Genomic DNA, 26297 nt, shown 5'->3' with positions numbered 1-26297 from the left:
CGGCTGTAACATCGCGGCCATAGCCGAAGCGGCGGGGTTTGGGCAGGCTGATGCGTTTGAGTTTCGACGCCCGTGCGCGGGCGATCCTGCGGCGGGTCCCCGTCGTCAACGTTTACTCGCTCGCGGAGTTGGCGCTGCTCGGCGTCCTCGCGGTGCAAACCGCGCGGCTGGTGTGGACGGTCGTGACGCCGGTGTCGCCGCTCGGCGAGTGGCGCCCGGCTAGCCTCGTCTTGCCCGCGGCGCCCGGCGACGTGCTGCGCGGCTTCGACCCCTTTTATCGCATCAGTGGCGTCCAGGCGGGCCCCGCAGTCGTAACGTCGTTGCAGCTCAAGCTGTTCGGCACGCGGATCGACGAGGCGATGGGGCGCGGATCGGCGATCCTCGCCGGGCCCGACGGGGTGCAGAAGAGCGTGGCGATTGGAGAAGAGATCATTCCTGGCGTGGTGCTTAGGGCGGTGGCGTTCGACCACGTCACAATTGAGCGCGGCGGCGCGCGAGAGGATCTGTTCCTCGATCAATCGGGCGGTAATGCCGCGACCGGCGCTCCCGCAGGCGGCGACGCGACGCCGGCGGCGGCTCCGGCGGCGCCCGCCGGGATCACCGTCGATCAATTTCAGAGCGACGTCGGCTTCGTGCCGCGGATCGAGGGCGGGCGGATCAGCGGGCTCGTCGTCCGGTCGCAGGGCAGCGGCGCCGCGTTCCGCGCCGCGGGCCTGCGTGACGGCGACGTCGTGACGCAGCTCGCCGGTCGTCCGGTGTCAGGGGCGGGGGATATCGATCGCATCGCGACGCAATTCGCCGGCGGCGGCAGTCTCGCGCTGACGGTCGATCGCGGCGGCCAGCCGGTGTCGCTGAGCGTCCAGGTCGCCGGTCGATGAGGCGCTGGCTGCTCGCGCCGGCTTTGGCGGCGGCGCTGATCACACAGGCAGGGGCGCAGACGACGCTCAACGTGCGCGACGCGGATATCCGCGCCTTCATCGCCGATGCCGCCAAAGTGACGGGGCGTACCTTCATCATCGACGGACGCGTGCAGGGCAAGGTGACGGTCGTCACTGATCGCCCGCTCAGCCGCTCCGAATATTTCGAAGTGTTCCTCTCCACGCTGCGCGCCAATGGGCTCGTTACCGTGCCGACCGCCAATGGCGCGTTGCGCGTCCAACCGATCGAGAACGCCGCCGCGCAGCCAGGCCGCGTCGGTGCGGCGGGCGCCGCGCGCAACCAGTTCGTGACCGAGATCGTTCGCCTGCGCGCGATCGACGCACAGTCGGCGGTCGACACCGTGCGGCCGCTCGTCTCGGCGCAAGGGTCGGTCAGCGCCAACCGTGCGGGCAGCTCCATCGTCATCGCCGATTTTGCGGACAACGTGCGCCGCGTGCGCGAGGTGCTGCGCCGGATCGACACCGACAACGCGTCGACCCGCGTCGTCGCGCTCCGCAACGCCGGCGCGCGCGACATTGCCACCGCGCTGCAGGGCCTTGTCGGTACACCCGCGCAAGGGCAGGGGCAGGCGACCAGCGTCGTTGCGGTCGAGGGCGCCAATTCGGTTGCGCTGCGCGGCGATCCGTCGACGGTCGCGCGGCTCGCGCAGGTCGCGCTCGATCTCGACCAGAAGGCCAAGAGCGGCACCGAGATCCGCGTCGTCTTCCTCGAACACGCCGATGCGGCCCAGCTGCTTCCCGTGCTCCAGCAACTCGTCGGCCAGACGCCCGATTCGATCCCGCAGAACCAGCTCAGCCAGTCGAACTTCGGCGCCAGCACCGGCGCGGCGAATGGGCAGCCCACGGTTAACACCGCCGGACAGACGCAGAGCCAGAGCGCGCCCGGCGGCGGCGCCAGCGGGCAGGCGGCGGTACAGGCGCAGGGCGGCCGCGCCCCGGCGGTCGTCACGCGCTTCGTCGGCGCCAATGCGATCGTCATCGCCGCGCCCGCCGATATCCAGCGCCAGCTGTCCGAGGTGGTGCGCCAGCTCGATACGCGGCGCGAGCAGGTGCTGGTCGAAGCGATCGTCGCCGAGGTTTCGGACCAGACGGCGAGCCGGCTCGGCTTCCAGTTCCTGCTCGGCAGTCTGTCGGGCGGGGCGTTCGGGGCGACGAGCTTCTCGAACTCGGCGCCTAATCTGCTGACGATCGCCGGCGCGATCGGCGCGCGCGAGATCGGCGGCACGACGACGACGGTCGTCGGCGCGGATGGATCGCGTACGACGACGACGACCGGCAACGCCGCCAGCGACGCGCTCGCGCAGCAGGCGATCAACTCGATCCTGGGCGCGAGCGGCGGTTTCGGCGGGTTCGGCGGGACGATCGGCGACACGATCTTCGGCACGATCATCAATGCAGTGAAGAGCGACACGACGTCGAACCTTCTCCAGGCGCCGAGCCTCATCACGCTCGACAATCAGGAAGCACGCATCCTCGTCGGGCAGGAAATCCCGATCACCACCGGCCAAGCGCTGAGCCAGAATTTCGACAACGCCTTTCGCACCGTGCAGCGCGAGAATGTCGGCATCCAGCTCGAGGTGCGCCCGCAGGTCAATTCCAGCGGCTCAATCAAGTTGTTCCTGCACCAGCAGGTGAGCTCGATCGCGGGGCCGGTGAGCGACGACAATTCCGATCTCATCCTCAACAAGCGCGAGGTGGAGACGACGCTGACGGTCGACGACGGGCAGATCGCGATCATCGGCGGACTGCTCAGCGACGACGAGCGCCGCACGCTCGAAAAGCTCCCGCTGCTCGGCGACATTCCGGTGATCGGCAACCTCTTCCGTTCGAAGGCACGGACTCGGTCGAAGACCAACCTCATGGTCTTCATCCGCCCGACGATCCTGCGCTCAGCGGAGGACAATCGCCGCGTCACCGAGCAGCGCTACGGCTATCTGAGGCTCCAGCAGGGGCAGCAGGAACCGACGCGTGAGCCGTCGATCGACGAGCTGGTGCGCGACTATATGGGCGCCGCCGCGCCAATCCCCTCGGCGCCGGTCCCCGGCAATATCGAGGATCCGCGCGTCAACGTGCCGGTCCAGCGCAACTCCACCGTCACGATCAAGCGCCGCGACAAGTGATCAGGACCGGGCGCGACCTCGACGATCCGCAGCCCGACCTGCTCGGCGCGCGCGACGAGCATGAGCGCGTCGAAATAGCTGCGGTCGACGCACGTGCCGAGCCCGCCGGCCCAGCGCTGCTACTGGCGACCGAGGCGGCGCCGATCGTCGCGCTGCCCTATGCCTTCGCGCGCAAGTTCGGCGTGACGCTCGACGGTGATGCAGTGGCACTGCGCGAGGGCGCCGATCCGCGCGCACTGATCGAGGTGCGCCGCGTGCTTGGTCGCCCGTTCGACATCACCGTGCTCGAACCGGCAGCGTTCGATCGGCTGCTCGGCGACAATTATGCGATGGACGGGCAGGCGACCGCGCTCGCTGCCGTGGGCATGGGCGACGAGCTCGACTTGCTCGCGGACGGCATCCCGACGGCCGAGGACCTGCTCGATACCGCCGACGATGCGCCCGCGATCCGGCTCATCAACGGCGTCATCGCCGATGCCGCGCGTAATGGCGTTTCCGACATTCATATCGAGCCTTACGAGACGGGGCTCGTCGTGCGTATGAGGATCGACGGCGTGCTGCGGGAGACGCTGCGCATGCCGCCGCACGTCGCGCCCGTCGTCGTCAGCCGCATCAAGGTGATGGCGCGGCTAGACATTGCCGAGCGGCGCGTGCCGCAGGACGGGCGCATGGGGCTGACGCTTGGCGGCAAGTTGCTCGACGTGCGCGTCTCGACGCTGCCGAGCCGCGCGGGCGAGCGGGTCGTGCTGCGTATCCTCGACAAGGAGAACGCGGGGATCGATCTGCACGCGCTCGGCATGTCGCCGCCGATGTACGCGATGCTCGAAGCCGCGGTGAACGAGCCCAACGGCATCGTTCTCGTCACCGGCCCGACGGGGAGCGGCAAGACGACGACGCTCTACGCCGCGCTGCGCCTGCTCAACGATGGCAGCCGCAATATCCTGACGGTCGAGGATCCGGTCGAATATGCCGTCGAGGGCGTCGGCCAGACGCAGGTCAACGCCAAGGTCGGGCTCACCTTTGCCGCCGGCCTGCGGGCAATCCTGCGGCAGGATCCGGACGTGGTGATGGTGGGCGAGATCCGCGATCGCGAGACGGCGGAGATCGCCGTCCAGGCATCGCTGACAGGTCATCTCGTGCTTTCCACCGTCCACACCAATGATGCGGTCGGCGCGATCACGCGAATGCGGGACATGAAGGTCGAGCCCTTCCTGCTCGCGTCGACGCTGCGCGCGGTGATTGCGCAGCGTCTCGTGCGCCGGCTGTGTCCCGGCTGTCGCCGCGCGGTGCCCGCGGGCGAGACCGCCGCGCCGCTGCTCGGCATTGCGCGCGACGCCACCGTGTACGAGCCGGGCGCGTGCGCCGAGTGCAACCAGACGGGGTTCAAGGGCCGCGTCGGCGTGTTCGAGGCGGTACGGATCGACGAGACCGTCCGGCGGCTGATAAACGACGGCGCCGACGAGACCGCGATCGCCGCGCACGCCTTCGCACGCGGCGACACGCTCGCGCTCGCCGCGCGGCGGATGGTAGAAAGCGGCGCGACCACTGCCAGCGAGGCGGTACGCGTGTCGCGCCGCGATGCCGATGCGGAACCCGTCGGTGGCTGACTTCGACTATCTCGCGATCGATACGCGCGGGCAGGAGGCGCGCGGCCATGTCGCCGCCAGCGACATGGCTGCGGCACGCGCGCTGCTCGACCGCCGCCGGCTGTACGTCGTCCGCATCGAGCCCGGCAGCGCGCCGGCCGCGCGCGGGCGGCCTCTGTTCGGGCTGCAGCTAGGCCGCGCGCGCATCTCGGCGAAGCAACTGACCCTGTTCACCCGCCAGCTCGCGACGCTGTCGCGCGTGTCGCCGCTCGAAGAATCGCTGCGCACGATCACCCGCCAGACCGAGCAGGAGAAGGTGCGCGCCGTCGTTCAGACCGTTCACGCCGGGGTGGTAGAGGGGCGACGTTTGGCGGACGCGATGGCGCGCGAGCCGAAGAGCTTTCCGCCGCTGTTTCGCGCGATGGTCGCGGCGGGGGAGAGCTCGGGCACACTGCCCGCGATCCTCGAACGGCTTTCGCTGTTACTCGAACGGCAGGCAGAAATCCGCGGCAAGTTGCTGACAGCGCTCGCCTATCCGACGATCCTTGCGGTTGTCGCGTTGGGCGTCGTTGCGGCGCTGATGATCTTCGTCGTCCCGCAGGTGGTCGAGCAGTTCGATACCGTCGGCCAAGCCCTGCCGCTGCTGACGCGCATCGTCATCGGCGTTTCCGACATCCTCGTCGGCTGGTGGTGGCTGATGCTGCTCGTGCTCGGTGCAATGGTCGCCGGCTTCGTCGTCGCACTGCGCCAGCCGCCGATTCGCCTGGCCTTCGACAGCTGGCTGCTGCGCGTCCCGCTGCTCGGGCGCTTGCTGCGCGATCTCCACGCCGCGCGCATGGCGCGTACGCTCGCGACGATGGTGGCGAGCCGCCTGCCGCTGCTCGAAGGCTTGTCGCTGACCGCGGGAACGATCCACAACCGCCGCCTCAAGCTCGCCTCCGACGAGATTACCGCCGCGATCCGCGGCGGCGGCAGCCTGTCGGCGGCGATGCGCCGCACGGGTGTCTTCCCCCCGCTGCTCACCTATCTCGCCGCGTCCGGCGAGGCGGCGGGGCGGCTCGACGAGATGCTCGAGCGCGCGGCGGATTATCTTGAGCGCGAGTTCGATCGCTTCACCGCCACCGCCATGTCGCTGCTAGAGCCGGCGATCATCGTGCTGATGGGCGGGATCGTCGCGACGATCGTCCTGTCGATCCTCCTTCCCATCCTGCAGCTCAACACGCTTGCCGGGCAATGAGAGACATCATGCGTAACCAACTAAAAAACAAGCGACGCAGGAACGGCTTCACCCTCGTCGAGCTGATGGTCGTGATCGTGATCATCGGGCTGCTGGCGACGATCGTCGCGCTCAATGTGCTGCCCTCGGGCGATACCGCGCGCGTCCAGAAGGCGAAGGCGGATATCGCCACGATCGAGCAGGCGCTGGAAATGTACCGGCTGCAGCAGAACAATTACCCGACGACGGCGCAGGGCCTCGCGGCACTGACGACACCGCCCGCCGGCCTGCCCAACCCAGCGTCGTATCAGGCGGGCGGCTATATCAAGCGCTTGCCCGAAGATCCGTGGGGCAATGCCTATCTCTATGCCTCGCCCGGCAAGCACGGCGCGGCCGACATCTGGACCAACGGCGCCGACGGCAAGGAAGGCGGCGAGGGCATCGACGCCGATATCGGCTCCTGGCAGTAAGCCACGATGGGGTGCTTGCCTCCCCGATTGATGCAGCGGGTGGCGTGCATGCGCGATCGTGCCGGCGAGCATGAACCCGCGGCCACCGCACGCGGTCGGCAGGCGGGTTTCACGCTTGTCGAACTGATGGTGGTTATCACCGTTATCGGGCTTGCATCCGCCGCGGCGGTGCTGGCGATGCCCGATCCGCGCGGCCGGCTGATCGATGAGGGCGCGCGCTTCGCCACCCGCGTCCGCGCCGCGCGCGACGCGGCGATCGTCGGCGGACGTCCGGTCAGCGTATGGGTGACACCGGGCGGCTACGGCTTCGACGAACGGCGCGGCGCGCAGTGGGTATCGCTGCCCGACAAGCCGTTTCGCGTTGCGCAATGGAGCGAGGGGACGCAGGCGCTGCTCCCCGAGCGGATGCGCGTCACCTTCGATACCACTGGCATGGCGGACCGTCCGCTCGTCGTGCCGCTACGCCGCGATCGGACGCGCGTGGCGGTGACGATCGCGACGGACGGGGATGCGCGCGTCGATGGCTGACCGGCGCGCCGCGGGCACCCGCGGCTTCACCCTTGTCGAAATCATGGTCGCGCTCGCGGTGTTCAGCCTCGCGGCGCTGGCGCTGCTGCGGCTCGAAGGAGCGACGATCCGCTCGACCGCGCTGCTCGGCGATACGATCGTCGCGCAGATGGTGGCGCGCAACGTCGCGATCGATGCGGTGACGGCGCCGCGCGCGCCCGCGCTTGGCCGTGCCGGCGGGGTCGAGCAGAACGGCGGTCGGGCGTGGCGCTGGACGCGACTGGTCGCGCCGACGGGGGATCCGCGCATTCTGCGTGTCGACGTGGCGGTGAGCGACGCCGGCGGCCGCGCGCTCGGGCGGTTGACGATGATCCGGCCGCCGCAGCCCGAGGTGATCGTCTCGTGAGCGTGCCGCCCGCCGAACGCGGCTTCACGCTCGTCGAGGTAATGGTCGCGCTGATGATCTTCGGCCTGATCGCCTCTGCCGGCGTTGCGCTGCTCGCCTTCAGCGTGCGCGCGCAGGGCGTTACGACGACGCGGCTCGACGATGTCGGCGCGCTCGCTCGGCAATCATCGCTGCTCGCCGCCGATCTCGCGCAGGCGATCGATCGCCCTGCGCGCGACGAGCGCGGTACGCTGCTGCCCGCGTTCGTCGGCGACGGCACGAGCGTGACGTTCGTGCGCGGCGGTTGGAGCAACCTTGATGCGCTGCCGCGCTCGACGCTGCAAAAGGTAAGCTACCGCCTTGCCGAAGGCGCGCTCGAGCGGATCGCCTGGCCGATGATCGACGGAGCCGCGGCGTTGCCGCCGTCGGTCGCGCTGGACCGCGTTCGCGGTCTGCGGCTGCGCTATCGCATCAGCGGTGCGTGGAGCGACCGGTGGGACGGCTCGGCAGGCGCCGCGCTGCCACAGGCGCTGGAGATGTCGCTGACGCGCGACGACGGCGTCACCTTCCGTCAGCTGTTTCTTGTTGGAAGTGGCGCTCCGCCGCGTCCGCCCGCCCCATCGGGCGCGCAAGCCGCCGACGGTGCGCAACCCCCGCCGGTATCTGCCAATGCGCGATAGGTCCGCTGGCGAGCGCGGCGCCGCGCTCCTCACCGTGATGCTGCTCGTCGCGATCGTCGCGGTGCTCGCGGCGACCGCGCTCGAGCGGCTGCGCCTGTCGACGCGGCTCGCCGCGAATGCCGTTGGGCTCGATCAGGCGCGCAGTCTCGCCTTCGCCGCGGAGGCGCTTGCGACCGGGCGGATCACCGATCTCCTGCGCCGCAACGCGGAGCGCGTCACACTCGACGGCGGATGGAGCAATCGGCCGTACACCATTCCGACGCCAGGCGGCGTCGCGACCGCGCGCATCGTTGACGGTGGAAATTGCTTCAACGTCAACAGCTTGGTGAGTGATTTTGATGGGCGATATGTCGCCGATCCGACGACCATCGCGCAGTTAGCCCGGCTCGCCCGGCTGCTCGCCGTGCCGGGCGGCGAGGCGATCGCAGCGGCAGCGGCGGACTGGATCGACAGCGACGATCAGCCGCTCGCCGCGGGGGCGGAAGACAGCGCCTATGCCGCGCTCGCGACGCCGTACCGCACCGCCGGCACGCTGATGGCCGATCCGAGCGAGCTGCGCGCGGTCACCGGCGTCTCGCCTGCGGCTTATGCGCGGCTGCGCCCCTTCATCTGCACGCTGCCGCGGGCCGCACGCACGCCGATCAACGTCAACACACTGACGCCCGAGCAGGCGCCGCTGATCGCGATGCTGGCGCCCGATACGCTCGGCATCCAGGCCGCCGCGGGCGCGCTGCTGCGCCGGCCGCCGGGCGGTTACGGCGACGTGCAGGATTTCTGGAAGGTGTTCGCGGCATCGGGGATCACCGTCGATCCCGCGGCGACACAGCAGACCGGCGTCACGACCAAGTGGTTCGCACTTCGTGTCGACGTGACGGCGGGCGCCAGCGAGCTGCAGGAACAGGCGCTGATTGACGCGACGACGCTTCCCGCGCGGCTCGTCTCGCGGCAATGGGGCGAGCCGACATGACCGCCACCTTGCTCTTCATCCCGCCACACGCGGACGATCCGTGGCGCTGGGTGCGCGTCGCTGACGGCGCGGTCGCTGATCGCGGTGAGGGGCTGCCGGTCGAGCCGGGATCGGCGATCGTTGCGGTAACGCCGGCGGACGCGGTGACGCTTCACTGGGCGAACCTGCCGGCGCGATCGATCGCGCAAGCGAGCGCGGCAGCGCGGATCGTCGTGTCGGATGCGAGCGCCGGGCCGATCGACGCGCTACACGTCGCAGTCGGTGAAGAGACGGTCGGCGAGGCGGGCGACGAGCGGCCGATCGGTGTCGTCGCCAACGATGCGATGCAGCGCTGGCTCGCGATGCTCGCCGCGATGGGCACCGATCCCGACGTGATGATCCCGGCGCCGCTGCTGCTGCCGCGCCCGCAGGCAGGTTTCGTCCGCGCTGACGTGGGTGGCCAATCTGTGGTTCGCGGCACGACCAGCGGGTTCGCCGACGAGGCGCGGCTGACCGAGCTGATCACCGGTGCCGATCAGCCTGAGACGCTTGGTCGCGATGCTGTCGACGTCGCGATCGCCGCTGCGCTCGGCCGCCCGGTGCTTAACCTGCGCCAGGGGCCGTTCGCGCGACGTCGGCGGCGTGCGATCGATTGGGCGCTCGTCCGGCGCCTCGTCGTGCTCGGCGCGCTGGCGCTGCTCGCGACACTCGCGATCGATCTCGTGCGGATCGCCAAATATGCGATCGCAGCCGGCAGCGCCGAGGTGCGCGCCGAGGCGCTCGCCCGCGAGGGCCTGCCGCGTGGCACGCAGGCGGGCGATGCCGATCGCCTGCTCGCCGAGCGCCTGTCGCGGCTGCGCGGTCCCGGCCTCGGCTTCAGCGCCACCGCCGCAGCGATCGCGACAGCGGTGCGCGACACGGCTGGGACGGAGATCGTCGCGCTGGCGTTCGAGCCCAACGGCGATTTGCGCGCCACGATCGCGGCGGAGGGCGAGGCGCAGGCGAACCAGCTCGTCGCGCAGCTGCGCGGCAGCGGCTTCGCGGTGACCGCCAGCCCCTTCGAATCGAACGGCCAGCGGCTGCGCGGCGATCTGACGGTGACGGTACCATGACCGATCTTCGCGCCTGGTACGCTGGCCGATCGCTGCGCGAGAAGCGGCTGATCCTCGTCATGCTCGCCCTGCTCGCGGTGACGATCGTCTGGGCGGGCATCGTCCGGCCAGTGCGCGACGGGCTCGACGCGGCACGCGATCGCCACGCCCGCGCCGTCGTCCGGCTGGGCGAGGTACAGCGGCAGGTGGCGATGGTGAAGGCGATCCAGCGCGGCCGGCCGCGGACGCCGGAGGGCGCGATTGCCGACGCCGTCCGCGCCCGCGCCGACGAGGCGGGGTTCGCGCTGTCGAGCGTCGAGCCCGACGGCGACCGCGTCCGCATCGCGATCGCGACCGCCAAGCCTGGAGCGCTGCTCGGCTGGATCGCGGCGCTCGAGGCGGACGGGCTGCTCGTCGATGCCTCCTCGATCACCGGCAACGGCGACGGCACCGTCGCGGCGACGCTGACGCTGAAGGGGCGCGAGGCGTGAGGCGGCTTCGCCTGCGCACCGGGCCGCGCGCGCTGTTCGCGGCGATGCTGGCCATCGCGCTCCTCGCGCTGCTGCCGATGCGCCTCGCACTTGGCTGGTTCGGGCTTGGCGAGCAGGGGCTCACGGCGCGGGCGGTGAGCGGCAGCATCTGGTCCGGCACGCTGCGCGAGGCGCGCTTCGGCGACATCGCACTCGGCGATCTTGCCGCCGGCGTGTCGCCGTTGCGCCTGCTGCTCGGCGAGGCGCGCATCGCGATCGAAGGCGCCGCATCCACGCCGGCGCCGCGCCTGCAGGGAGCGATCACCGTCTCGCGCTCGAGCTTCGGGCTCGATCACGTCACGGCGTCGCTGCCGGTTGGCACGGCGTTCCGGCCGCTGCCCGTGACGACGCTCGATCTCGACGACGTCGTCGTACGCTTCCGCGGCGATACATGCGAGGCGGCGTCGGGCCGGATACGCGCGACGATGGCCGGCGATCTCGGCGGCGCCGCGGTGCCGACCGCGCTGGCCGGATCGGCGCGCTGCGATGCCGGCGCGCTGCTGCTGCCGCTCGCCAGCGCGGCGGGCAACGAGGGCAGCACGATCCGCCTGTGGCCCGATGGCCGCTACACCGCGGATCTAACGCTGCAGCCCGGCGATCCCGCCGCCCTCGTGCGTCTGCAGGCCGCCGGGTTCGTCCAGACGCAGGCGGGGATGCGGCTGACGATCGAGGGACGCTTCTGATCCGCTGACCTGTGGCAAGGCGTGCGGTGAAAGCGATGCTGCGGCCTTGACGCTTGTCGCCCCGTTCCGTAGGGGCGCCCACTCTTGTGGCGACCGTAGCTCAGTTGGTTAGAGCATCGGTTTGTGGTACCGAGGGTCGCGGGTTCAAGTCCCGTCGGTCGCCCCATCCTAACCCCCGGAAATACAGCATGACGGCGTGGGGCTTCCCCGATTTCGACGACCATGAGGGCGTCCATCTCTTCACCGATCCGGCGTCCGGCCTGCAGGCTGTCATCGCGGTTCACTCGACGGCGCTCGGCCCCGCGGCCGGTGGCGTGCGCTTCTGGAACTATGCCGATCACACCAGCGCGTTGACCGACGCGCTGCGCCTGTCGCGCGGCATGAGCTTCAAGAACGCGATGGCCGGGCTCGCGCTAGGCGGCGGCAAGGGCGTCGTGCTCGCCGACCGGCCCGGCGCGACGATCAGCGAGGATCAGCTGCGCGCGTTCGGCCGCGTCGTCGAATCGCTCGGCGGTCGCTACGTGACGGCCGAGGACGTCGGCATGTCCGAAGCGCGGATGAAGGTGATCGCGCAGGAGACGCGCTACGTTTCGGGCCTTCCGGTCGCGAGCGGCGCGGCGGGCGGCGACCCCGGCCCCTATACTGCGCTCGGCGTCTATCTCGGTGTCAAGGCCGCCGCGGCGCGCGGGCTCGGCGCCAGCGACATGAAGGGCGTGCGCGTCGCGATCCAGGGCGTCGGTTCGGTCGGCGGCGGCCTTGCCCGCCTGCTCGCCGCCGACGGTGCGACGCTGACGCTCGCCGATGTCGACACTGTGCGTGCCGAGAAGCTCGCCGCCGAGCTCGGCGCCACGACCGTCTCGACGGGCGAGATTCTCGCCGCGGACGTCGATCTCGTCAGCCCCAACGCGCTCGGCGCGGTGCTGACCGAGGCATCGATCGCCGCGCTGAAGGCAAAGGTCGTCGCGGGCGGCGCGAATAATCAGCTCGCGACGCAGAGTGACGGGCGCCGCGTGCACGAGCGCGGCATCCTCTACGCCCCCGATTACGTGATCAACGCCGGCGGCATCATCAACGTCGGGCTCGAATATCTTGGCCAGGGCGACGAGGCAGAAGTGAAGGCACGTATCGCGCGCATCCCCGAGCGCCTCGTCGAGGTGTGGGACGAGAGCGACGCCAGCGGCGATCCCGCGTCGGACGTGGCGGATCGCATCGCCCGCCGCCTGATCGGCCGCTGCTGAACACGACCAGCGATCACGCAGGTCCATCGACCGGATACAAGCGCCGGCCGTCTGTCCAACCGGATGACGGCCGGCGTTTTTCGCTCTAGGGAGCCATCGTGCCCGCGCTCCACGCCCTCGCCAATCCCGCGCGCTTCCTCAAGATCGCCCGCCCGCTGACGGCGTGGCTGACGGGGCTCGGCATGGCGCTGATCGCGCTTGGATGCTGGGCTGGGCTGGTGATGACCCCGCCCGACTATCTCCAGGGCGAGTCCGTCCGCATCATGTACGTTCACGTCCCTGCCGCGTGGCTGGGCATGGGCGGGTGGAGCGGGATCGCGTTGGCGAGCATCGCCTATCTCGTCTGGCGTCATCCGCTGGCGGAGGTCGGCGCGCGTGCGATCGCCGTGCCGGGCGCCACCTTTGCCGCGATCTGCCTGATAAGCGGCGCGATCTGGGGCCGGCCGACCTGGGGCACCTACTGGCAGTGGGACGGGCGGCTCACCTCGATGTTGCTGCTGTTCTTCGTCTACCTCGCCTATATCGCGCTGGCGCGTGCGGATCGCGACCGCGGTGGCGACGGCCGTATCGCGGCGCTGTTCGGGATCGCCGGCACGGTGCTGCTGCCGATCATCCGCTACTCCGTGATCTGGTGGAACACGCTCCATCAGGGGCCGAGCATCGGGCTGACGCGATCGAGCATCGACGCGTCGATCCTGTGGCCGCTGCCGATCATGCTCGCCGGCTTCTCCTGCCTGTTCGGCGGGATCGTGCTGATGCGGATGCGTACGCTGCTTGCGGTTGCCAAGGCGGAGGCGCGGTTGCGCCGCCGGGCGACCGCATGAACCCCTGGCCGTTCATCACCGCCGCTTACGCGATCGCGCTCGGCGGCACCGCGGCGATCGCGTGGCTAAGTTGGCGTGCGATGCGTGTGGCCGAGAAGGGTCCGCAATGAAGGCCAAGCATCAGCGGCTGTGGCTCGCACTCGCCGCGGTGGCCGCGATCGCCGTCGCCGCGCTGCTGGCTTTGTCGGGGCTGCGCGATCAGGCGGCCTTCTTCTATGCGCCGTCGGACGTGACGCCCGAAGTGCTCGCCTCGGATCGCGCGGTACGATTGGGCGGGATGGTTGCCGCCGGCTCGGTGGCGCGCGCCGCGGACGGGGTCACCGTCGCGTTCCGCGTCACGGACGGTAAGGCGACGACGCCGGTCACCTTTGCCGGGATCGTCCCCGATCTGTTTCGCGAGCGGTCGGGCGTCGTCGCGGAGGGCAGCTTCCGGCGCGACGGCAGCTTCGTGGCGACCAATCTGCTGGCCAAGCACGACGAGAAGTACATGCCGCCCGAACTCGCCGGCAAGATGCACGAGACCAAGAGCCTGGAGCCGTGAGCGGCTTCGTCGCGCTGGCGCTGGTCGGCCTGTCGGCGTTCGGCGTACTCGTGCTGCTACGGCTGCCGCGCATTCTGTGGTCGTTCGCCGGCGCCGCGCTGTTCCTCGGCGCAGCGGGCTACTTGTGGCAGGGGAGGCCGGGCGCCACGGCATCCCCGGCACGCCCCGCGCGCGACGTGATCGCGATCGATCCCGCCGCGATCGCACTGCGCGACCGGCTGGTCGGGCGCTTCACCGCCGATGCGAGCTACCTCGTCGCGTCCGACGCCATGCTGCGCACCGGTAATGAGCGCGCGGCGGTGCAGGTGGTGCTCGGCGGCCTGCGCCGCATCCCAAACAGCTTCATCCTATGGACGCAGCTCGGCACCAATCTCGCGATTCATGACGGTGACAAGGTGTCGCCGGCCGCCAAGCTGGCGTTCGAGCGGGCGCTGCGGCTCGCACCACAGCATCCGGCGCCGCCCTATTATGCCGGTATGGCGTATCTGCGCACGGGCGATCTCGCGATGGCACAGCGATTGTGGCGCCGCGCGGTCGCGCTCTCGCCCCCTAATACCGATTATCGTCGCCAGATCGCCGGACAGCTCGATCTGCTCGACCGGTTTATCGCCGCGACGCGGCCGCCGGCGCGCTGATCAGCCGCCGGCGGTCCGGTCTTACTTGCCGCGTCCGGTCTTCTCCTGCAGCGCATCGATCCGCTTCGATGCGTCAGCCTTGGTCAGGCCGTCGTCGAATTCCTCGCCAGCCTCTTCGCTCAGCGTCTTGAGGTAGCTTGCCTGTGCCCCCGTCATCGGCTCCTCGCCGGTGGTCCAGTCGTCCGGGTCCTTCTCGGCGTTCGAGAAGGGTTCGCTCTTCGGGTTCGCGTCGGTCATTGCGATGTTCCTTTCGCGCAACCCAACTCCCCTGTTCCTGCAACGTTCCATTTGCGGCGGCATCGGCGCGGTGCTAGGCGCGCTTGGTTTTCGACAGGACAACGGCGGTTCTTCTTCTCGTGGCTCCTTTTCGGACGGTCGGTCGGTGAGCACCGCCGCACCTGTCGGCGTGCCTGGCACGCATCACCAGCACAATGAAGGGCTGACGAAGCTCGCGCTCGGTGCCGTCGGCGTCGTCTACGGCGATATCGGCACCAGCCCGCTGTACGCGATGAAGGAGGTGTTCGTCGGGCACCATCCGCTTGCCGTCGATCAGCTACACATCTTCGGCGTCGTCAGCCTCGTCTTCTGGTCGCTGGTCCTGATCGTGACGTTCAAATACGTCATGGTCATCCTGCGCGCCGACAACGAAGGTGAGGGGGGCAGCCTCGCGCTGCTCGCGCTGATTCAGCGGCGCAGTGGGGCGGGTAAGCGCTGGGGGCCGAGCCTCGTCCTGCTCGGCGTCCTCGCGACGGCGCTGTTCTTCGGCGACTGTATGATCACCCCCGCGATTTCGGTGCTGTCCGCGGTGGAGGGACTCGCCACGGTCGAGGCGCGCTTCAACAGCTTCGTCATTCCCATCTCGGTCGCGATCCTGATCGGACTCTTCTACCTCCAGTCGGTCGGCACCGCGCGCGTCGGCAAGCTGTTCGGGCCGATTATGGCGGTCTATTTCGTCACCCTGTCGGTTCTCGGGCTGATCCACGTCGTGGCGCAGCCGCAGATCCTGCTCGCGCTCGATCCGCGCTGGGCAGTGCGCTTCGCCGCCACCGACGGCACGCTCGCTTTCTTAGCGCTCGGCTCGGTCGTGCTTGCGGTGACGGGGGCGGAGGCGCTCTACGCCGATATGGGGCATTTCGGCCGCAAGCCGATCGCCTACGCCTGGCTGTGGTTCGTCTTCCCCGCGCTGATGCTCAATTACTTGGGGCAGGGGGCGCTCCTGCTCGCCAATCCGGCGGCAGCGGAAAATCCCTTCTTCCTTATGGCGAGCGAGGCGTGGCGCCTGCCGCTCGTCATCCTCGCCACGCTCGCCACGGTCATCGCCAGTCAGGCGGTGATTACCGGCGCCTATTCGGTCGTGCAGCAGGGCATCCAGCTCGGCCTGATGCCGCGGCTGCGGATTTCGCATACCAGCGCGTCGGCAGCGGGACAGATCTATATTTCGTCGGTCAACTGGGCGCTGCTCGCGATGGTGCTGCTGCTGATCCTCGGCTTCCGCGAATCGTCGAACCTCGCGGCGGCCTATGGCATTGCGGTGACCGGCACGATGTTCATCTCGACCTGCATGGTCGCGGTGCTGGTACGCCGCGTATGGCACTGGCCGCTCTATGCGGTGATTCCGTTCGTCGCGCTGTTTCTGTTCATCGACGGCATGTACTTCTCGTCGAACCTCACCAAGGTGCCCGACGGCGGCTGGTTCCCGCTGCTCGTCGCGATCGTCGTCTTCGTGCTGCTCACCACCTGGGCATCGGGCCGAAAGCTGATGCTCGAGCGGCTGCGCGAGGGCGCGATGCCGATCAAGGTGTTCATCGGCTCCGCTGCGGGCAGCGCGACCCGCGTCGGCGGCACCGCGGTGTTCATGACGTCGACGCCGGAGGGCGTGCCGCACGCGCTGCTGCACAATTTGAAGCACAATCGCGTGCTCCACGATCGCGTGATCCTGCTGACGGTGAAGGTCACCGACATGCCCTATTTTCCGGACGAGAACCGCTTCGTCCACGAGGATCTGGGAGAGGGTTTCCACCGCGTCGTGCTGCGCTACGGCTTCATGGAATCGCCCGATATCCCGGCTGCGCTTAAGTCATTCCACGAATGCGACGGCGAGTTCCGCATGATGGACACCAGCTTTTTCCTGTCGCGGCAGACGCTGCTCGCCTCGGCGCGCCCGGGCATGGCGATCTGGCGCGAGAAGCTGTTCGCCTGGATGCTGCGCAACGCGGAAAGCGCGATGGAATTCTTCCGCCTGCCCACCAACCGCGTGGTCGAGCTCGGCAGCCAGATCGAGATCTGAGGCAATGACGGAGGCGCCCGGCTCGGTTCCAGCGCCGATCATCGTCACGGCGCTGTTCGGCGACGCCGATCATGCCTGGTTCGACGGGCTGCGCCGCGCGCACTTTCCGCCCGAGCGCAACCAGCTCGCCGCGCATCTCACCATGTTCCACCACCTGCCGCCCAGCGCTGCGGCTGAGGTGAAGCGCCGGCTGGCGGAGGAGACGCGCGGCGTGCGCCGGCCCGAGGCACGCCTCGCGGCGCCGTTCTCGCTCGGTCGCGGTGTCGCCTATCGCATCGACAGCCCCGCGCTCGCCGCGATCCGCACGCGTCTGGCGGAAGGTTTTCAGGGGCTGCTGACGCCGCAGGATCAGGCCGGCTGGCGTGCACACGTCACGGTGCAGAACAAGGTCGAGGCCGCCACCGCCAAGGCGCTTCTCGCCGCGCTGACGACGGACTATCGTCCGCGTTCGCTCGCGATCGTCGGGCTGGCATCGTGGTGGTATCGCGGCGGGCCGTGGGAGCCTTTATCGCGGCACATGTTCGCGGGTTGACGCCCTCTCAACCCCTGCTATAGCCCGCGCCTCGCGAGCGGTACTTGCCCCTTCACGAAGGCGCGGCGGAGTAGCTCAGCTGGTTAGAGCACGGGAATCATAATCCTGGGGTCGGGGGTTCAAGTCCCTCCTCCGCTACCACTCGCGAGCGCTTCAGGAGCCGCAATACTGACCGCGCACGGTCCGCAGTTGCCGGGCCGTTCGTGAGGGATCACCCCGTGATCGGCACCCCGAACAGGTCGTGCTCGTCGGCGTCTTCGATCGTCACGCGCACGATATCGCCCTCCGCGAGATGGGCCGCGTCGCGCAGATGCACCTCTCCGTCGATCTCGGGCGCATCGGCGTAGGAGCGTCCGGTCGCCCCTTCGTCACCCACCGCATCAATGATCACGTCGAGCGTCCGACCGACCTTCGCCTGCAGCTTCGCCGCGCTGATCGCGGCGGTCTTCGCCATGATCCGGGCGTAGCGCTCTTCCTTCACCTCTTCGGGCACCGGATCGGGCAGCAGGTTCGCGCTGGCGCCCTCCACCGGCTCGAAGCGGAACGCGCCGACGCGGTCGAGCTGCGCCTCGTCGAGCCACTGCAGAAGATATTCGAAATCGGCCTCGGTCTCGCCCGGAAAGCCGACGACGAAGGTCGAGCGGATCGCGATGTCGGGGCAGATCTCGCGCCAGCCGCGGATGCGGTTCAGCACCTTGGCATCGTTCGCGGGCCGCTTCATCGCGCGCAGCACGTTGGGAGCGGCGTGCTGGAACGGAATGTCGAGGTACGGCAGCACCAGCCCTCCCGCCATCAGCGGGATCACCTGATCGACGTGCGGATAGGGATAGACGTAGTGCAGCCGCACCCACGGCGCGATCCGCCCCAGTTCGCGCGCCAGATCGGTCATGTGCGCGCGAACCGCGCCACCACCCTTCAGCGGATAGGCCGCGTGCCGCAGGTCGACGCCGTAGGCCGACGTGTCCTGGCTGATCACCAGCAGCTCGCGCGTTCCCGCCGCGACCAGCTTCTCCGCCTCGCGCAGGATCGCATCGGGACGACGGCTGACCAGATCGCCACGCAGCGAGGGGATGATGCAGAAGGCGCAGCGATGATTGCAGCCCTCGGAAATTTTGAGATAGCTGTAGTGCCGCGGGGTCAGCTTCAGCCCGGCGTCGGGGATAAGGTCGATATACGGCGACAGGTTCGCCGGCGCCGCCTCGTGCACCGCCTCCACTACCTGCTCGTACTCGTGCGCGCCGGTGATCGCGAGAACCTGCGGGAAGCGCGCGCGGATCGCCTCGGCTTCCTTGCCCATGCACCCCGTCACGATGACCCGGCCGTTCTCGGCGATCGCCTCGCCGATTGCCTCCAAGCTCTCTTCCTTGGCGGAATCGAGGAAGCCGCAGGTGTTGACGAGCACCACGTCCGCCCCGGCATAATCGGGCGACATGTGATAGCCATCGGCGCGTAGCTGAGTCAGAATCCGCTCGCTGTCGACGAGGTTCTTCGGACAGCCGAGCGACACCATGCCCACGCGGGGCGGTGAGGGAAGATGCGTTGCCATGAGGTGCGCGCACATAGGGCTGATCGGCGCAATTTGCCATATCCCGGCCGATATGCTGGAGCGCGCGACGCCGCCGCGCTCGGCCATCGTCGATCATCGCGGCACATGGGGACAGGATTATGCTGGCAATCGGGCTGATGTCCGGCACGTCGCTCGACGGAGTCGACGCGGCGCTGATCGACACTGATGGCGAGCGTCAGGTGCGCGCCATCGCCTTTCGCGGCGAGAGCTATTCCGATGCCGCGCGCAAGCAATTGGCGGAGGCGACCGCGCGCGCGCTCAGCTTCGATCGGCCGCGTGCCAATCCCGAGGTGATGGCGGCGGCCGATCTGATCACGCGCACCCATGTCCTTGCGGTGCAGAAGCTGATGCGCGATGCGGGCGTCGTCGCGTCGGACGTCTGCGTGGTCGGCTTTCACGGCCAGACGGTGGCGCATCGCCCCGATCGCGGTTGGACGTGGCAGATCGGCGACGGTCAGGCGCTCGCCGACGCCACTGGAATCACCACCGTCGCCGATTTTCGCAGCGCGGACGTCGCAGCGGGCGGGCAGGGCGCGCCGCTGCTGCCAGTCTATCACGCGGCGCTCACCGCCGCGCTGGAACGGCCGCTCGCCGTGCTCAACCTCGGCGGGGTCGCGAACATCACCGCTATTGCGCGCGACGGTACGCTCGTCGCGTTCGATACCGGCCCCGCCAACGGACTGATCGACAGCTGGGTCGAGGCGGAGAGCGGCGCGCGCTACGACGCCGGCGGCGCGCTCGCGGCGAGCGGCCGAGTCGACGAGGCGGTGCTGACGGCGATGCTCGATCACCCGTTCTTCGCGCTGCCCGCGCCCAAGTCGCTCGACCGCAACGATTTCACCATCCAGCCGGCGCGTGGGCTCAGCGCGGCTGACGGTGCGGCGACGCTGACGGCGTTCACCGCGGCGACGGTCGCCGAAGCCTTCGCATGGCTCCCCGAGCGGCCGGCGCGGCTGCTCGTCGCCGGCGGCGGGCGGCACAACCCGACGCTGCTCGCGATGATCGCCGATCGCTGCGGCATCAGGCCCGAACCCGTCGATGGATTGGGCTGGAACGGCGACGCGATCGAGGCGGAGGGCTTCGCCTATATGGCCGCGCGTACGCTCGCAGGACTACCGATCTCGTTTCCTGGCACGACCGGTGTCGACCAACCGATGCCGGGCGGCACGGTCTTCACACCGCGCGCACCCGCTGCCTAAGCGTTGATCGTCACCGTCGCGGGGTGATTGCGATCGAGGTGGCGCTTGATCGTGCGCAGGTTGCGGCTGTTCGAGCGGTAGAAGAAATCCGCCGCATCGCCGACGAACGGCACCAGGCCGAGCATCGTGTCGAATCCGACGCGCGCGCCCATCCGCGTCAGCTGCCACCGGCTCATGCCAAGATTGCGCGCCTCCCACACGATCCACGCGCCGATCGCGCCCGCAACGACGTCGCCGATTACTGGGATCAGACCGATCAGCGTGTCGAGCCCCACGCGGCGACTGGTCCCCGGTATCTCGAACGCGCCCTCCATCACGCGCTCCACCGCCTCGATCCGGCGGCGGATCGAGACCGGGTCGCGCCCTAGTGGCAGCGCAGCGAGAATCGCGGCGGCGTCGGGCGAGGGAATGTTCTGCGTCATTCCGATCAATTGGGATCGCGGCGCAGTGCGTTCAACGGGTGCCATGCGCGATCGTTGGGCTGCCACGCGCGCAGTCGCAGCGCGACAAGCGACCAGCGAAACGGCCGTGCCAGTGGAACGAAAGCGACGTCACGCGCCAGCGCCGCATCCGCGGACGCGAGCGCCAGCGCACGCTCGCCCAGCGTCGGCGCGATTCGAGCGGCCTCGATCGCGGCGCGCGCATCGTCGCCGCACATCACGCACGCAGTGGAAAGATACCAGCGCGCGCTGTCGTACGGCGCTACCGCGTCGATCAGGCGCAACTCCGCTTCGTCGTCGATCGCCACGCGTTGCGGGACGATGCCGACCGCGTACAGGTCCGCCGCGAAACGCGCCCATAGCAGCGTACCGCCGGGTCCGGGGGGCAGGGCAAGGCGCAGGCGTGGCGCGCCGCCGTTCGCCTGACGCCACGTCGCCACCTGCGCGCGCGCCGCGCCAAGGCGATCCGCTGCCGCGATATCCATCCACGGCGCGCGTGCGGGCGGCGCGGCCGAATCGAGGAGCGCCGGAAGCAGCGTTTCGCTCGCCGTCCATTCGGCCGAAAACGCTTCTGTAAGCTGCCGGCGATCGATCGCCAGTGCGATCGCGGCGCGGTTCTCGGGGGTCGCGAGGAACCCCTCGCGGCTGGCAATCGCCAACCCGAACAGTCCCGCCGCCGGATCGAGCCGGATCGATCGCTGCGCGACTCCCGCGGCCGCGACAAGCGGCCAGTCGCCGATCCGTCCATCCGTCACCAGGTCCGACTTGCGCGCGGCGAAGCGCGCCACGCCGCTCGCCGCGCGCTCGGCGATCAGCACCACGTCGTCCTCCGGCGTCGGCTGCGTTCGTTCGTCCGCGGCGCGGCTAGGGTCCGCCATCGGCGTCAGCCGCGTGACGCGCCCGACGCGCCCGACCGGCCGCATCGGACCGCTGCCGACTCCCTCGCCGTAGCGCACGATCGCGAGTTCCGGCTGCGCGAACAGCTTGAGCAGATCGGGGCGGGGCCGCGACAGTTCGATCTGGATGACGTTGGGCGTCATCTCGACAACCGATTCGATCGCGGTGAGATAGGGCGTCAGCGGATTGTCGCTGCTGGTGCGAAGCTGGCGGCGCAGATTGGCGACGACTTCCGCGGCGCGCAGCGGGCGACCGTCTGACCAGCGCAGATCGCGCAGGCGGAAGATGTAGGTCATGCCTTCATCGGTGACGATCCACCGTTCGGCGATCCCGGGCACGACCTGTCCGGCGGCGTTGAACCGGACGAGGCCTTGCGCCACCGCATCGGCATAGAGGCGTGCGGCAGGCTGCGCGGTCAACTCAGCCGCTGTGCGTAGATCAGGCGTGTCGCCGACGGCGCTGACGATCACCGCGCCGACGTCGGCACGGCGCTCGCATCCGCCGGCGGCCAGCGCCAGTGCGAGCGTGATGGTGCGGACGGCGGGACTCGAACCCGCACGCCCATAGGGGCAGAAGATTTTAAGTCGGTTCGAGATAGATGCCCGGAATGTCACTATGATGCTCTTATTGCACCGGAATTCCGGCTGGGGCAGGGGGCGGTATGGCCTTGTTATACCCCCGTTTTACCCTGAATTCCCGGCATGATTACACCAAAATTTCACCGACGGCGGACGATCTCGAAGCTGCGTTGCTCACTAAAGCGGAGCGATTGCAGCGCACTTCACTGATCCAGCTGCTCCGTCGATATTACGTCCACCCTTTAGCTTGAAGATGGCCGAACTTCCGCGAGTAATAGGTTAATGACGTCCTTAGGTGACCGCGGCGTACAAATAGCTTGCTACGATATTCAAAGCGATCTGAATTAAGCCTATGGTCGCCAATCGTATCGAAGCGGTTAAAGCCCCGGCTGATCGCTCGCGAACACCTTTGTAAGCTTTGGTGTCTCCATCGGTCAGCAGTATGACGGTAGGAAGGACCGAAAGACCGACTTGCTTTGTCGCTGACCTTGACGCCGAAGATGCAAGAACGTTTGTTACAGCCCAAAGCAACAAACCTAGACAAGCTGCGTATAGTATTGTTGATGCGGAAACTTTACCTTCGGAAAAGAAAAGAAAGCCGGCCATAAAAATGGCAAAGCTGGCGCGTCCAGTTTGCGAAAGAGCAATTCGCGCAATTTGTAGGCGTTGCGAAAACCACGCTGCAAACTTCGATTGGGGAACCGGGGAAAGCTTCGAAAACCATTCTTCGCATGTTGCGGTGAAGGTTTTTGCAACGAGGAAGTCAACGAAGTCCACCGACACTCTCATAGTTTGCCAATCGTCAGCATACATTGAGAGAAAGTCGTATAGTCCAGAGCTAACGGGCCTTTTCGTGTCGCAGACCATCGGTAAGCCAGAATCCAAATCAATAGAAATAATACATCTTTGCGGCGCAATTGTGTGTGGAATCTGTATAACAAATTCCAAGCGCAATATTAGTTCGGAAGTTACGTCAACAGAGTTTATTTGAATAGCACGAAAACGCTCCCAAGAACTATACGTTAGCTTTTGATCTTCTGACGTTTTAGTAACAACAGTAACGGTAGGTCCGGCTACAACAGTGTAGTGTTCCAGTCTTTGAATGAGCATATCGTAAAGGCGGAATATGTCTGCCTGTTCAATCTCTTTCGATCCGCGTAAAAACTTGGTTTGATTTTCAACCTTTCCGGTTGCTACGTGGTATATCGATGAATAACGCTTTGAGGAAGTCCCTCGACGAGCGATCCTGCTATCGTCGCGGGCGTGCCTTGTTCCGCCATTTGTATACTCCCCTGATTAATCAGCAGGTTACAGCTGTTAAGTTGTCAGGCAAGAGCCGATAGCTTCTAGTGTCGAGTCAAAACCTAAGCTGATTTCTTGGGTATGCCTTGCCGGGACGGTGGTATGAGACGCCATTCTCGTACCGTGCGGTCGCATCCGCAGCTAAAGCGACAGTACGCGGAAGGTCTAAATGTGTGTTGGACGATTAAGCGATCAGCGGCGTTAGCTGGTTAGCAACCTGCCTGTTGCACGATCCCTGTGTGTCTAAACGCTATCCAAACTTCCGTCACGCGCAACGTGAGGGTGGACCTTTCAGCAAACGCCAACGAGTCCCTTCTAAGCAAGGCAACTCCGTTTTTGATATCGTCTTCCTATTCGTCGTTGTCATGGCACTCGTTTGGTTCGCTACGCCAACACTGCATCGCTGGTGGAACAACGCACGGCGATCACCGGACGAAACCGCGAAGGTCGAGCGATCAGTCTATTATAGTGGCTGCAACGATGCTCGCGCCGCTGGTGCTGCACCAATTCATCGGGGCGAGCCGGGTTACCGTCCTGAAATGGACGGGGACAGTGATGGCGTCGCTTGCGAGCCTTACTTCTGATCGCGTGCCGCATCTAAGACGGTCGATTTCATTACATCGTCGAAGCGTTAATCGAATAATAGACTCGACAGGTTTACGATACACCTGCAATATCGATGCACCGAATCGATACAGGAATTGCCCTGATGAGCCGTACCTTCGCCTACTGCCGCGTTAGCACCCTCGATCAGACCACTGATAATCAGGTTCGCGAGATTGAAGCTGCCGGGTTCGCGGTCGATCCGAAGCGCATCGTTAGCGAGACTGTTTCCGGTTCGGTGTGTGCGGTTGAGCGGAAGGGCTTCGCCAAGCTGCTTGATCGTCTTGAAAGCGGCGACGTACTTATCGTCACCAAGCTTGATCGCCTCGGGCGTTCTGCATTGGACGTGCGACAAACGGTAGACCGCTTGGCGGCAGAAGGCATCCGCGTTCATTGCCTTGCCCTAGGTGGCGTCGATCTGACTTCCCCTGCCGGTAAGATGACGATGGGCGTTATCGCTGCCGTTGCCGAATTCGAGCGTGACCTTCTTATCGAGCGGACCCAAGCGGGTCTGTCGCGGGCGAAGGCTTCGGGAAAGGTGTTGGGGCGACCGCAAAGCCTGTCGAGCGATCAGCAACGGGACATCCGCGCGGCTAGAGCATCGGGTGTGTCGCTTGGTGAATTAGCAAAGCGCTACAGCGTTTCGCGCGCGGCAATCCAGCGGGTAGAGAAGCGGGCTGCCTGATTTTGCCCGTACAAAGCCCGTACAGCGCATCTAAGCCGTTATGGCATTGAAGTACCCTATCGCCCTTATCGTCGTCGGCTGGCCACTGGCCGGTGCCTTAAATTGATCGCCGTGCGGTGACCAACTTAGATAAGCTACTGCGCACAGAAAGCTATCGATACGAACTAATCTAAATATTGGCAGTCGCCTACGAAACACGTTACAGGAACACAAATCCGCAGAAGTTTATCGCCAATTACATATCGATTGGACTTTCGATGGACCTAAACAAGCCTCACGACTCCTTAACGCTTGTGGAGCAGCAGGAGCTTGCCGTCCGCCTTGCTCGATCAAAAGAGTATGGAAGTCCTAGGAGAGTTTGGGTCGAAGACGGGCACGTATTTGTCGAGGGACACGACGGAGAGATTATGTCCATGATGCCCGACGTTGCAATTAAGATGGGCAGAATGTTGGAAGAGGCGGGAACCGACTCCCTGATCAACCGGGTGATGGACGACTCTCGCAAACTAGCAGAGCCAGATCATAATTTGCGCGATAATGATTAACGAATGCTGCTTGCTTTCAGCTAACGCGTTAACCGCAGGAACGAAGCAATGCCTCAAATAAGAGCAAGATGAGGCTTTTTTGTGTACACGCATCGATCGCGGGCAAAGAATAGATCAATGGCGACATTTAAAGTGCGTGATGTTCCCCGCTAGGCAAAAAGGATTCTCTATCGGCGTCGGAATAGACGCGATCTAAGTAGCGATCTGCCAACTCATAGTGAAGCTTCACAGCCTCCGGGCAAGTCGCTTCTGTCGCACGTTTTATCTCTTCTTCCGCCCGCCGATAGAAGTAGTCTGCATCCTTCTCCATCATGGTATCCCCGCATTAGCTGCGTATTGAACCTTGATTGATCGAGCCTTACGACCAAATGCGGCGCTGCGCAACAAGATTCCACGCCATAAATTTTAGGTGATATGATATTGCGCGATACGGACGTTGTACTGATTAGGATTACCGCCAAGCTCTTCGATACTCGTCCACGCGCGAGCTTGCTGATTTCATCGTATAAAGGCTTGAGCGGCGTTGTATCTTGCAGGACAGGGCGCAACTAGCTCTGCCGCTCGAATCGTGCAGTGAGGCTTACAGCGGCATAGTTAGCGCTATTAGAAATCTGCGGGAGCTTGGCAAGAACGGCAGCATTGCTGCTATTCTACTTCGAAGCAGCAGTAGCCATGTTGGCGGATTATACCGATGGCTTTGCGTTCGTCATCGTCGATCCCGTCGAAAGACACTGAACGTAGCCGTTCCCACGGACCTAACGCTGCGGGAAGGCATGAGCCTTCCTCGTCATCGGAAAGCGCGCACAACTGGCCGGGCGCTGCAAAGAGCCATACAATCATCTGCTAAGCCTACGAATGCTTGCTTAGGGTAGCGTGAACCGCGCTTATCAAAAATGCGCTTTATACCGCGCACCAATAAGGACGGTAAGCCGGTGGAAGCATTCTATTCGCGGTGGATCTTCTATACTCCCTTAAGCGGAATAGGCTCTATTCTGCCCGCTAAGGCATCCTACAGCGCGGATAAGGTTCCAGATGGACAAATGGCGCCACAAAGTGAGCAAACGTGTCTGTAGGGTCTTAAATTGGCTAAGGCTGCTAAGGCGCGTGCCTGTTGTGGCGTATGTCTTACCGACACGGCTCTTCTCTTTTGGGATTGGATGCAGATTTTGGCGCCCGAAAAATCCGGATTCTTCACAAGCTGTGAGCGTTGCCGCCTAGGGTCAGGACCCATTGATGTGAGTGTCGCGATCTGATTCAGGCTTCGCGAGGAGA

At 66.5% G+C, this 26297-nt stretch carries 27 protein-coding genes and 2 tRNA genes; 24 read left to right on the top strand and 5 right to left on the bottom strand.

From position 1 onward, the window contains the following. Nucleotides 1–50: 50 nt before the first annotated feature. The 17 genes from B7L05_RS01470 (at nucleotide 51) to B7L05_RS01390 (ending at nucleotide 14390) form a co-directional block, all read left to right on the top strand. Entirely contained in the window at nucleotides 51–878 is an 828-nt protein-coding gene (locus tag B7L05_RS01470; protein ID WP_085808453.1) for a type II secretion system protein N, read from the top strand. Next, a complete protein-coding gene (gene gspD / locus B7L05_RS01465) occupies nucleotides 875–3058 on the top strand; it encodes a type II secretion system secretin GspD (RefSeq protein ID WP_085808452.1) in 2184 nt (727 codons plus the stop codon). Before B7L05_RS01470 ends, gspD begins: the two co-directional genes overlap by 4 nt. Before the next feature lie 122 nt (nucleotides 3059–3180). Further along, on the top strand, nucleotides 3181–4665 hold the full coding sequence (locus B7L05_RS01460) for a GspE/PulE family protein (RefSeq protein WP_375601239.1): 1485 nt from the start codon (nucleotides 3181–3183) through the stop codon (nucleotides 4663–4665). Continuing rightward, the gene (gene gspF / locus B7L05_RS01455; protein ID WP_085808504.1) at nucleotides 4658–5881 is read left to right on the top strand and encodes a type II secretion system inner membrane protein GspF; all 1224 of its coding nucleotides are present in this window, start codon (nucleotides 4658–4660) and stop codon (nucleotides 5879–5881) included. The genes B7L05_RS01460 and gspF overlap by 8 nt, the downstream gene beginning before the upstream one ends. An 8-nt stretch (nucleotides 5882–5889) precedes the next feature. Continuing rightward, nucleotides 5890–6330 carry a type II secretion system major pseudopilin GspG gene (gene gspG / locus B7L05_RS01450; protein ID WP_085808505.1) on the top strand — a complete coding sequence of 147 codons (441 nt, stop codon included), beginning with the start codon at nucleotides 5890–5892 and terminating at the stop codon, nucleotides 6328–6330. 48 nt (nucleotides 6331–6378) lie between these two features. Beyond that, nucleotides 6379–6858, top strand: coding sequence for a GspH/FimT family pseudopilin (locus B7L05_RS01445; protein WP_085808451.1), 480 nt, complete (start codon nucleotides 6379–6381; stop codon nucleotides 6856–6858). Then, nucleotides 6851–7243 carry a type II secretion system minor pseudopilin GspI gene (gene gspI / locus B7L05_RS01440; RefSeq protein WP_085808503.1) on the top strand — a complete coding sequence of 131 codons (393 nt, stop codon included), beginning with the start codon at nucleotides 6851–6853 and terminating at the stop codon, nucleotides 7241–7243. Before B7L05_RS01445 ends, gspI begins: the two co-directional genes overlap by 8 nt. Next, a complete protein-coding gene (gene gspJ, locus B7L05_RS01435; RefSeq protein ID WP_179187087.1) occupies nucleotides 7240–7902 on the top strand; it encodes a type II secretion system minor pseudopilin GspJ in 663 nt (220 codons plus the stop codon). Before gspI ends, gspJ begins: the two co-directional genes overlap by 4 nt. Further along, nucleotides 7892–8869: a type II secretion system minor pseudopilin GspK gene (gspK, locus tag B7L05_RS01430; protein ID WP_085808450.1), complete on the top strand. Its 978-nt coding sequence runs from the start codon at nucleotides 7892–7894 to the stop codon at nucleotides 8867–8869. The genes gspJ and gspK overlap by 11 nt, the downstream gene beginning before the upstream one ends. After that, nucleotides 8866–9960 carry a type II secretion system protein GspL gene (gene gspL / locus B7L05_RS01425; RefSeq protein ID WP_085808501.1) on the top strand — a complete coding sequence of 365 codons (1095 nt, stop codon included), beginning with the start codon at nucleotides 8866–8868 and terminating at the stop codon, nucleotides 9958–9960. Before gspK ends, gspL begins: the two co-directional genes overlap by 4 nt. Then, the gene (gspM, locus tag B7L05_RS01420) at nucleotides 9957–10430 is read left to right on the top strand and encodes a type II secretion system protein GspM (RefSeq protein WP_085808449.1); all 474 of its coding nucleotides are present in this window, start codon (nucleotides 9957–9959) and stop codon (nucleotides 10428–10430) included. Before gspL ends, gspM begins: the two co-directional genes overlap by 4 nt. Continuing rightward, the gene (gene gspN / locus B7L05_RS01415; protein ID WP_085808448.1) at nucleotides 10427–11152 is read left to right on the top strand and encodes a type II secretion system protein N; all 726 of its coding nucleotides are present in this window, start codon (nucleotides 10427–10429) and stop codon (nucleotides 11150–11152) included. The genes gspM and gspN overlap by 4 nt, the downstream gene beginning before the upstream one ends. Nucleotides 11153–11241: 89 nt before the next feature. After that, nucleotides 11242–11318 (top strand) — tRNA-His (locus B7L05_RS01410). A 22-nt stretch (nucleotides 11319–11340) separates the two neighbouring features. Beyond that, on the top strand, nucleotides 11341–12390 hold the full coding sequence (locus B7L05_RS01405; RefSeq protein ID WP_085808447.1) for a Glu/Leu/Phe/Val dehydrogenase dimerization domain-containing protein: 1050 nt from the start codon (nucleotides 11341–11343) through the stop codon (nucleotides 12388–12390). A gap of 98 nt (nucleotides 12391–12488) precedes the next feature. Further along, nucleotides 12489–13214, top strand: coding sequence for a heme ABC transporter permease CcmC (ccmC, locus tag B7L05_RS01400; protein ID WP_085808446.1), 726 nt, complete (start codon nucleotides 12489–12491; stop codon nucleotides 13212–13214). Between the two features lie 106 nt (nucleotides 13215–13320). Next, nucleotides 13321–13755: a cytochrome c maturation protein CcmE gene (ccmE, locus tag B7L05_RS01395; protein ID WP_085808445.1), complete on the top strand. Its 435-nt coding sequence runs from the start codon at nucleotides 13321–13323 to the stop codon at nucleotides 13753–13755. Further along, nucleotides 13752–14390 (top strand): hypothetical protein, encoded by a 639-nt coding sequence (locus B7L05_RS01390; RefSeq protein ID WP_085808444.1) that lies wholly within the window; start codon nucleotides 13752–13754, stop codon nucleotides 14388–14390. Before ccmE ends, B7L05_RS01390 begins: the two co-directional genes overlap by 4 nt. A gap of 21 nt (nucleotides 14391–14411) precedes the next feature. On the opposite strand, the gene B7L05_RS01385 is transcribed toward B7L05_RS01390, so the two are convergent. After that, entirely contained in the window at nucleotides 14412–14627 is a 216-nt protein-coding gene (locus B7L05_RS01385) for a DUF3072 domain-containing protein (protein ID WP_085808443.1), read from the bottom strand. A 145-nt stretch (nucleotides 14628–14772) separates the two neighbouring features. Here B7L05_RS01385 and B7L05_RS01380 point away from each other — a divergent pair, with 145 nt between their 5' ends. The 3 genes from B7L05_RS01380 (at nucleotide 14773) to B7L05_RS01370 (ending at nucleotide 17350) form a co-directional block, all read left to right on the top strand. Then, nucleotides 14773–16677 (top strand): potassium transporter Kup, encoded by a 1905-nt coding sequence (locus tag B7L05_RS01380; protein WP_085808442.1) that lies wholly within the window; start codon nucleotides 14773–14775, stop codon nucleotides 16675–16677. Nucleotides 16678–16681: 4 nt separating this feature from the next. Further along, entirely contained in the window at nucleotides 16682–17209 is a 528-nt protein-coding gene (locus B7L05_RS01375; RefSeq protein WP_085808441.1) for a 2'-5' RNA ligase family protein, read from the top strand. A gap of 64 nt (nucleotides 17210–17273) precedes the next feature. Further along, nucleotides 17274–17350: transfer RNA gene (locus tag B7L05_RS01370), tRNA-Met, on the top strand. Between the two features lie 70 nt (nucleotides 17351–17420). On the opposite strand, the gene rimO is transcribed toward B7L05_RS01370, so the two are convergent. After that, nucleotides 17421–18755: a 30S ribosomal protein S12 methylthiotransferase RimO gene (rimO, locus tag B7L05_RS01365; RefSeq protein WP_085808500.1), complete on the bottom strand. Its 1335-nt coding sequence runs from the start codon at nucleotides 18753–18755 to the stop codon at nucleotides 17421–17423. A gap of 119 nt (nucleotides 18756–18874) precedes the next feature. Between rimO and B7L05_RS01360 the strand changes: the two genes are divergently transcribed. After that, complete coding sequence (locus tag B7L05_RS01360) at nucleotides 18875–19975, top strand: anhydro-N-acetylmuramic acid kinase (protein WP_085808440.1); 1101 nt, start codon at nucleotides 18875–18877, stop codon at nucleotides 19973–19975. Here B7L05_RS01360 and B7L05_RS01355 read toward each other — a convergent pair. The 3 genes from B7L05_RS01355 to B7L05_RS16805 all read right to left on the bottom strand — a co-directional run bounded on the left by B7L05_RS01355 (nucleotide 19972) and on the right by B7L05_RS16805 (nucleotide 22667). After that, nucleotides 19972–20397 carry a DUF4112 domain-containing protein gene (locus B7L05_RS01355; protein WP_085808439.1) on the bottom strand — a complete coding sequence of 142 codons (426 nt, stop codon included), beginning with the start codon at nucleotides 20395–20397 and terminating at the stop codon, nucleotides 19972–19974. The genes B7L05_RS01360 and B7L05_RS01355 overlap by 4 nt on opposite strands. Before the next feature lie 5 nt (nucleotides 20398–20402). Then, nucleotides 20403–21926 (bottom strand): ABC transporter substrate-binding protein, encoded by a 1524-nt coding sequence (locus tag B7L05_RS01350; protein WP_256926559.1) that lies wholly within the window; start codon nucleotides 21924–21926, stop codon nucleotides 20403–20405. A gap of 255 nt (nucleotides 21927–22181) precedes the next feature. Next, complete coding sequence (locus B7L05_RS16805; protein WP_144037072.1) at nucleotides 22182–22667, bottom strand: hypothetical protein; 486 nt, start codon at nucleotides 22665–22667, stop codon at nucleotides 22182–22184. A gap of 890 nt (nucleotides 22668–23557) precedes the next feature. On the opposite strand from B7L05_RS16805, the gene B7L05_RS01345 reads away from it, so the two are divergent. From B7L05_RS01345 to B7L05_RS01335, 3 genes are all read left to right on the top strand, one after another. Next, complete coding sequence (locus B7L05_RS01345) at nucleotides 23558–23776, top strand: excalibur calcium-binding domain-containing protein (protein ID WP_085808438.1); 219 nt, start codon at nucleotides 23558–23560, stop codon at nucleotides 23774–23776. A gap of 125 nt (nucleotides 23777–23901) precedes the next feature. After that, the gene (locus B7L05_RS01340) at nucleotides 23902–24480 is read left to right on the top strand and encodes a recombinase family protein (RefSeq protein ID WP_085808437.1); all 579 of its coding nucleotides are present in this window, start codon (nucleotides 23902–23904) and stop codon (nucleotides 24478–24480) included. Nucleotides 24481–24737: 257 nt separating this feature from the next. Next, entirely contained in the window at nucleotides 24738–25025 is a 288-nt protein-coding gene (locus tag B7L05_RS01335) for a hypothetical protein (protein ID WP_085808436.1), read from the top strand. The last annotated feature ends 1272 nt before the right edge of the window (nucleotides 25026–26297 follow it).

Origin of the sequence: Sphingomonas sp. TZW2008 (genome assembly GCF_002117915.1) — a bacterium.
GTDB lineage: Bacteria > Pseudomonadota > Alphaproteobacteria > Sphingomonadales > Sphingomonadaceae > Sphingomonas.
Note: the sequence above shows the minus strand (reverse complement) of the source record. Positions and strands in the feature narration are given on the sequence as shown.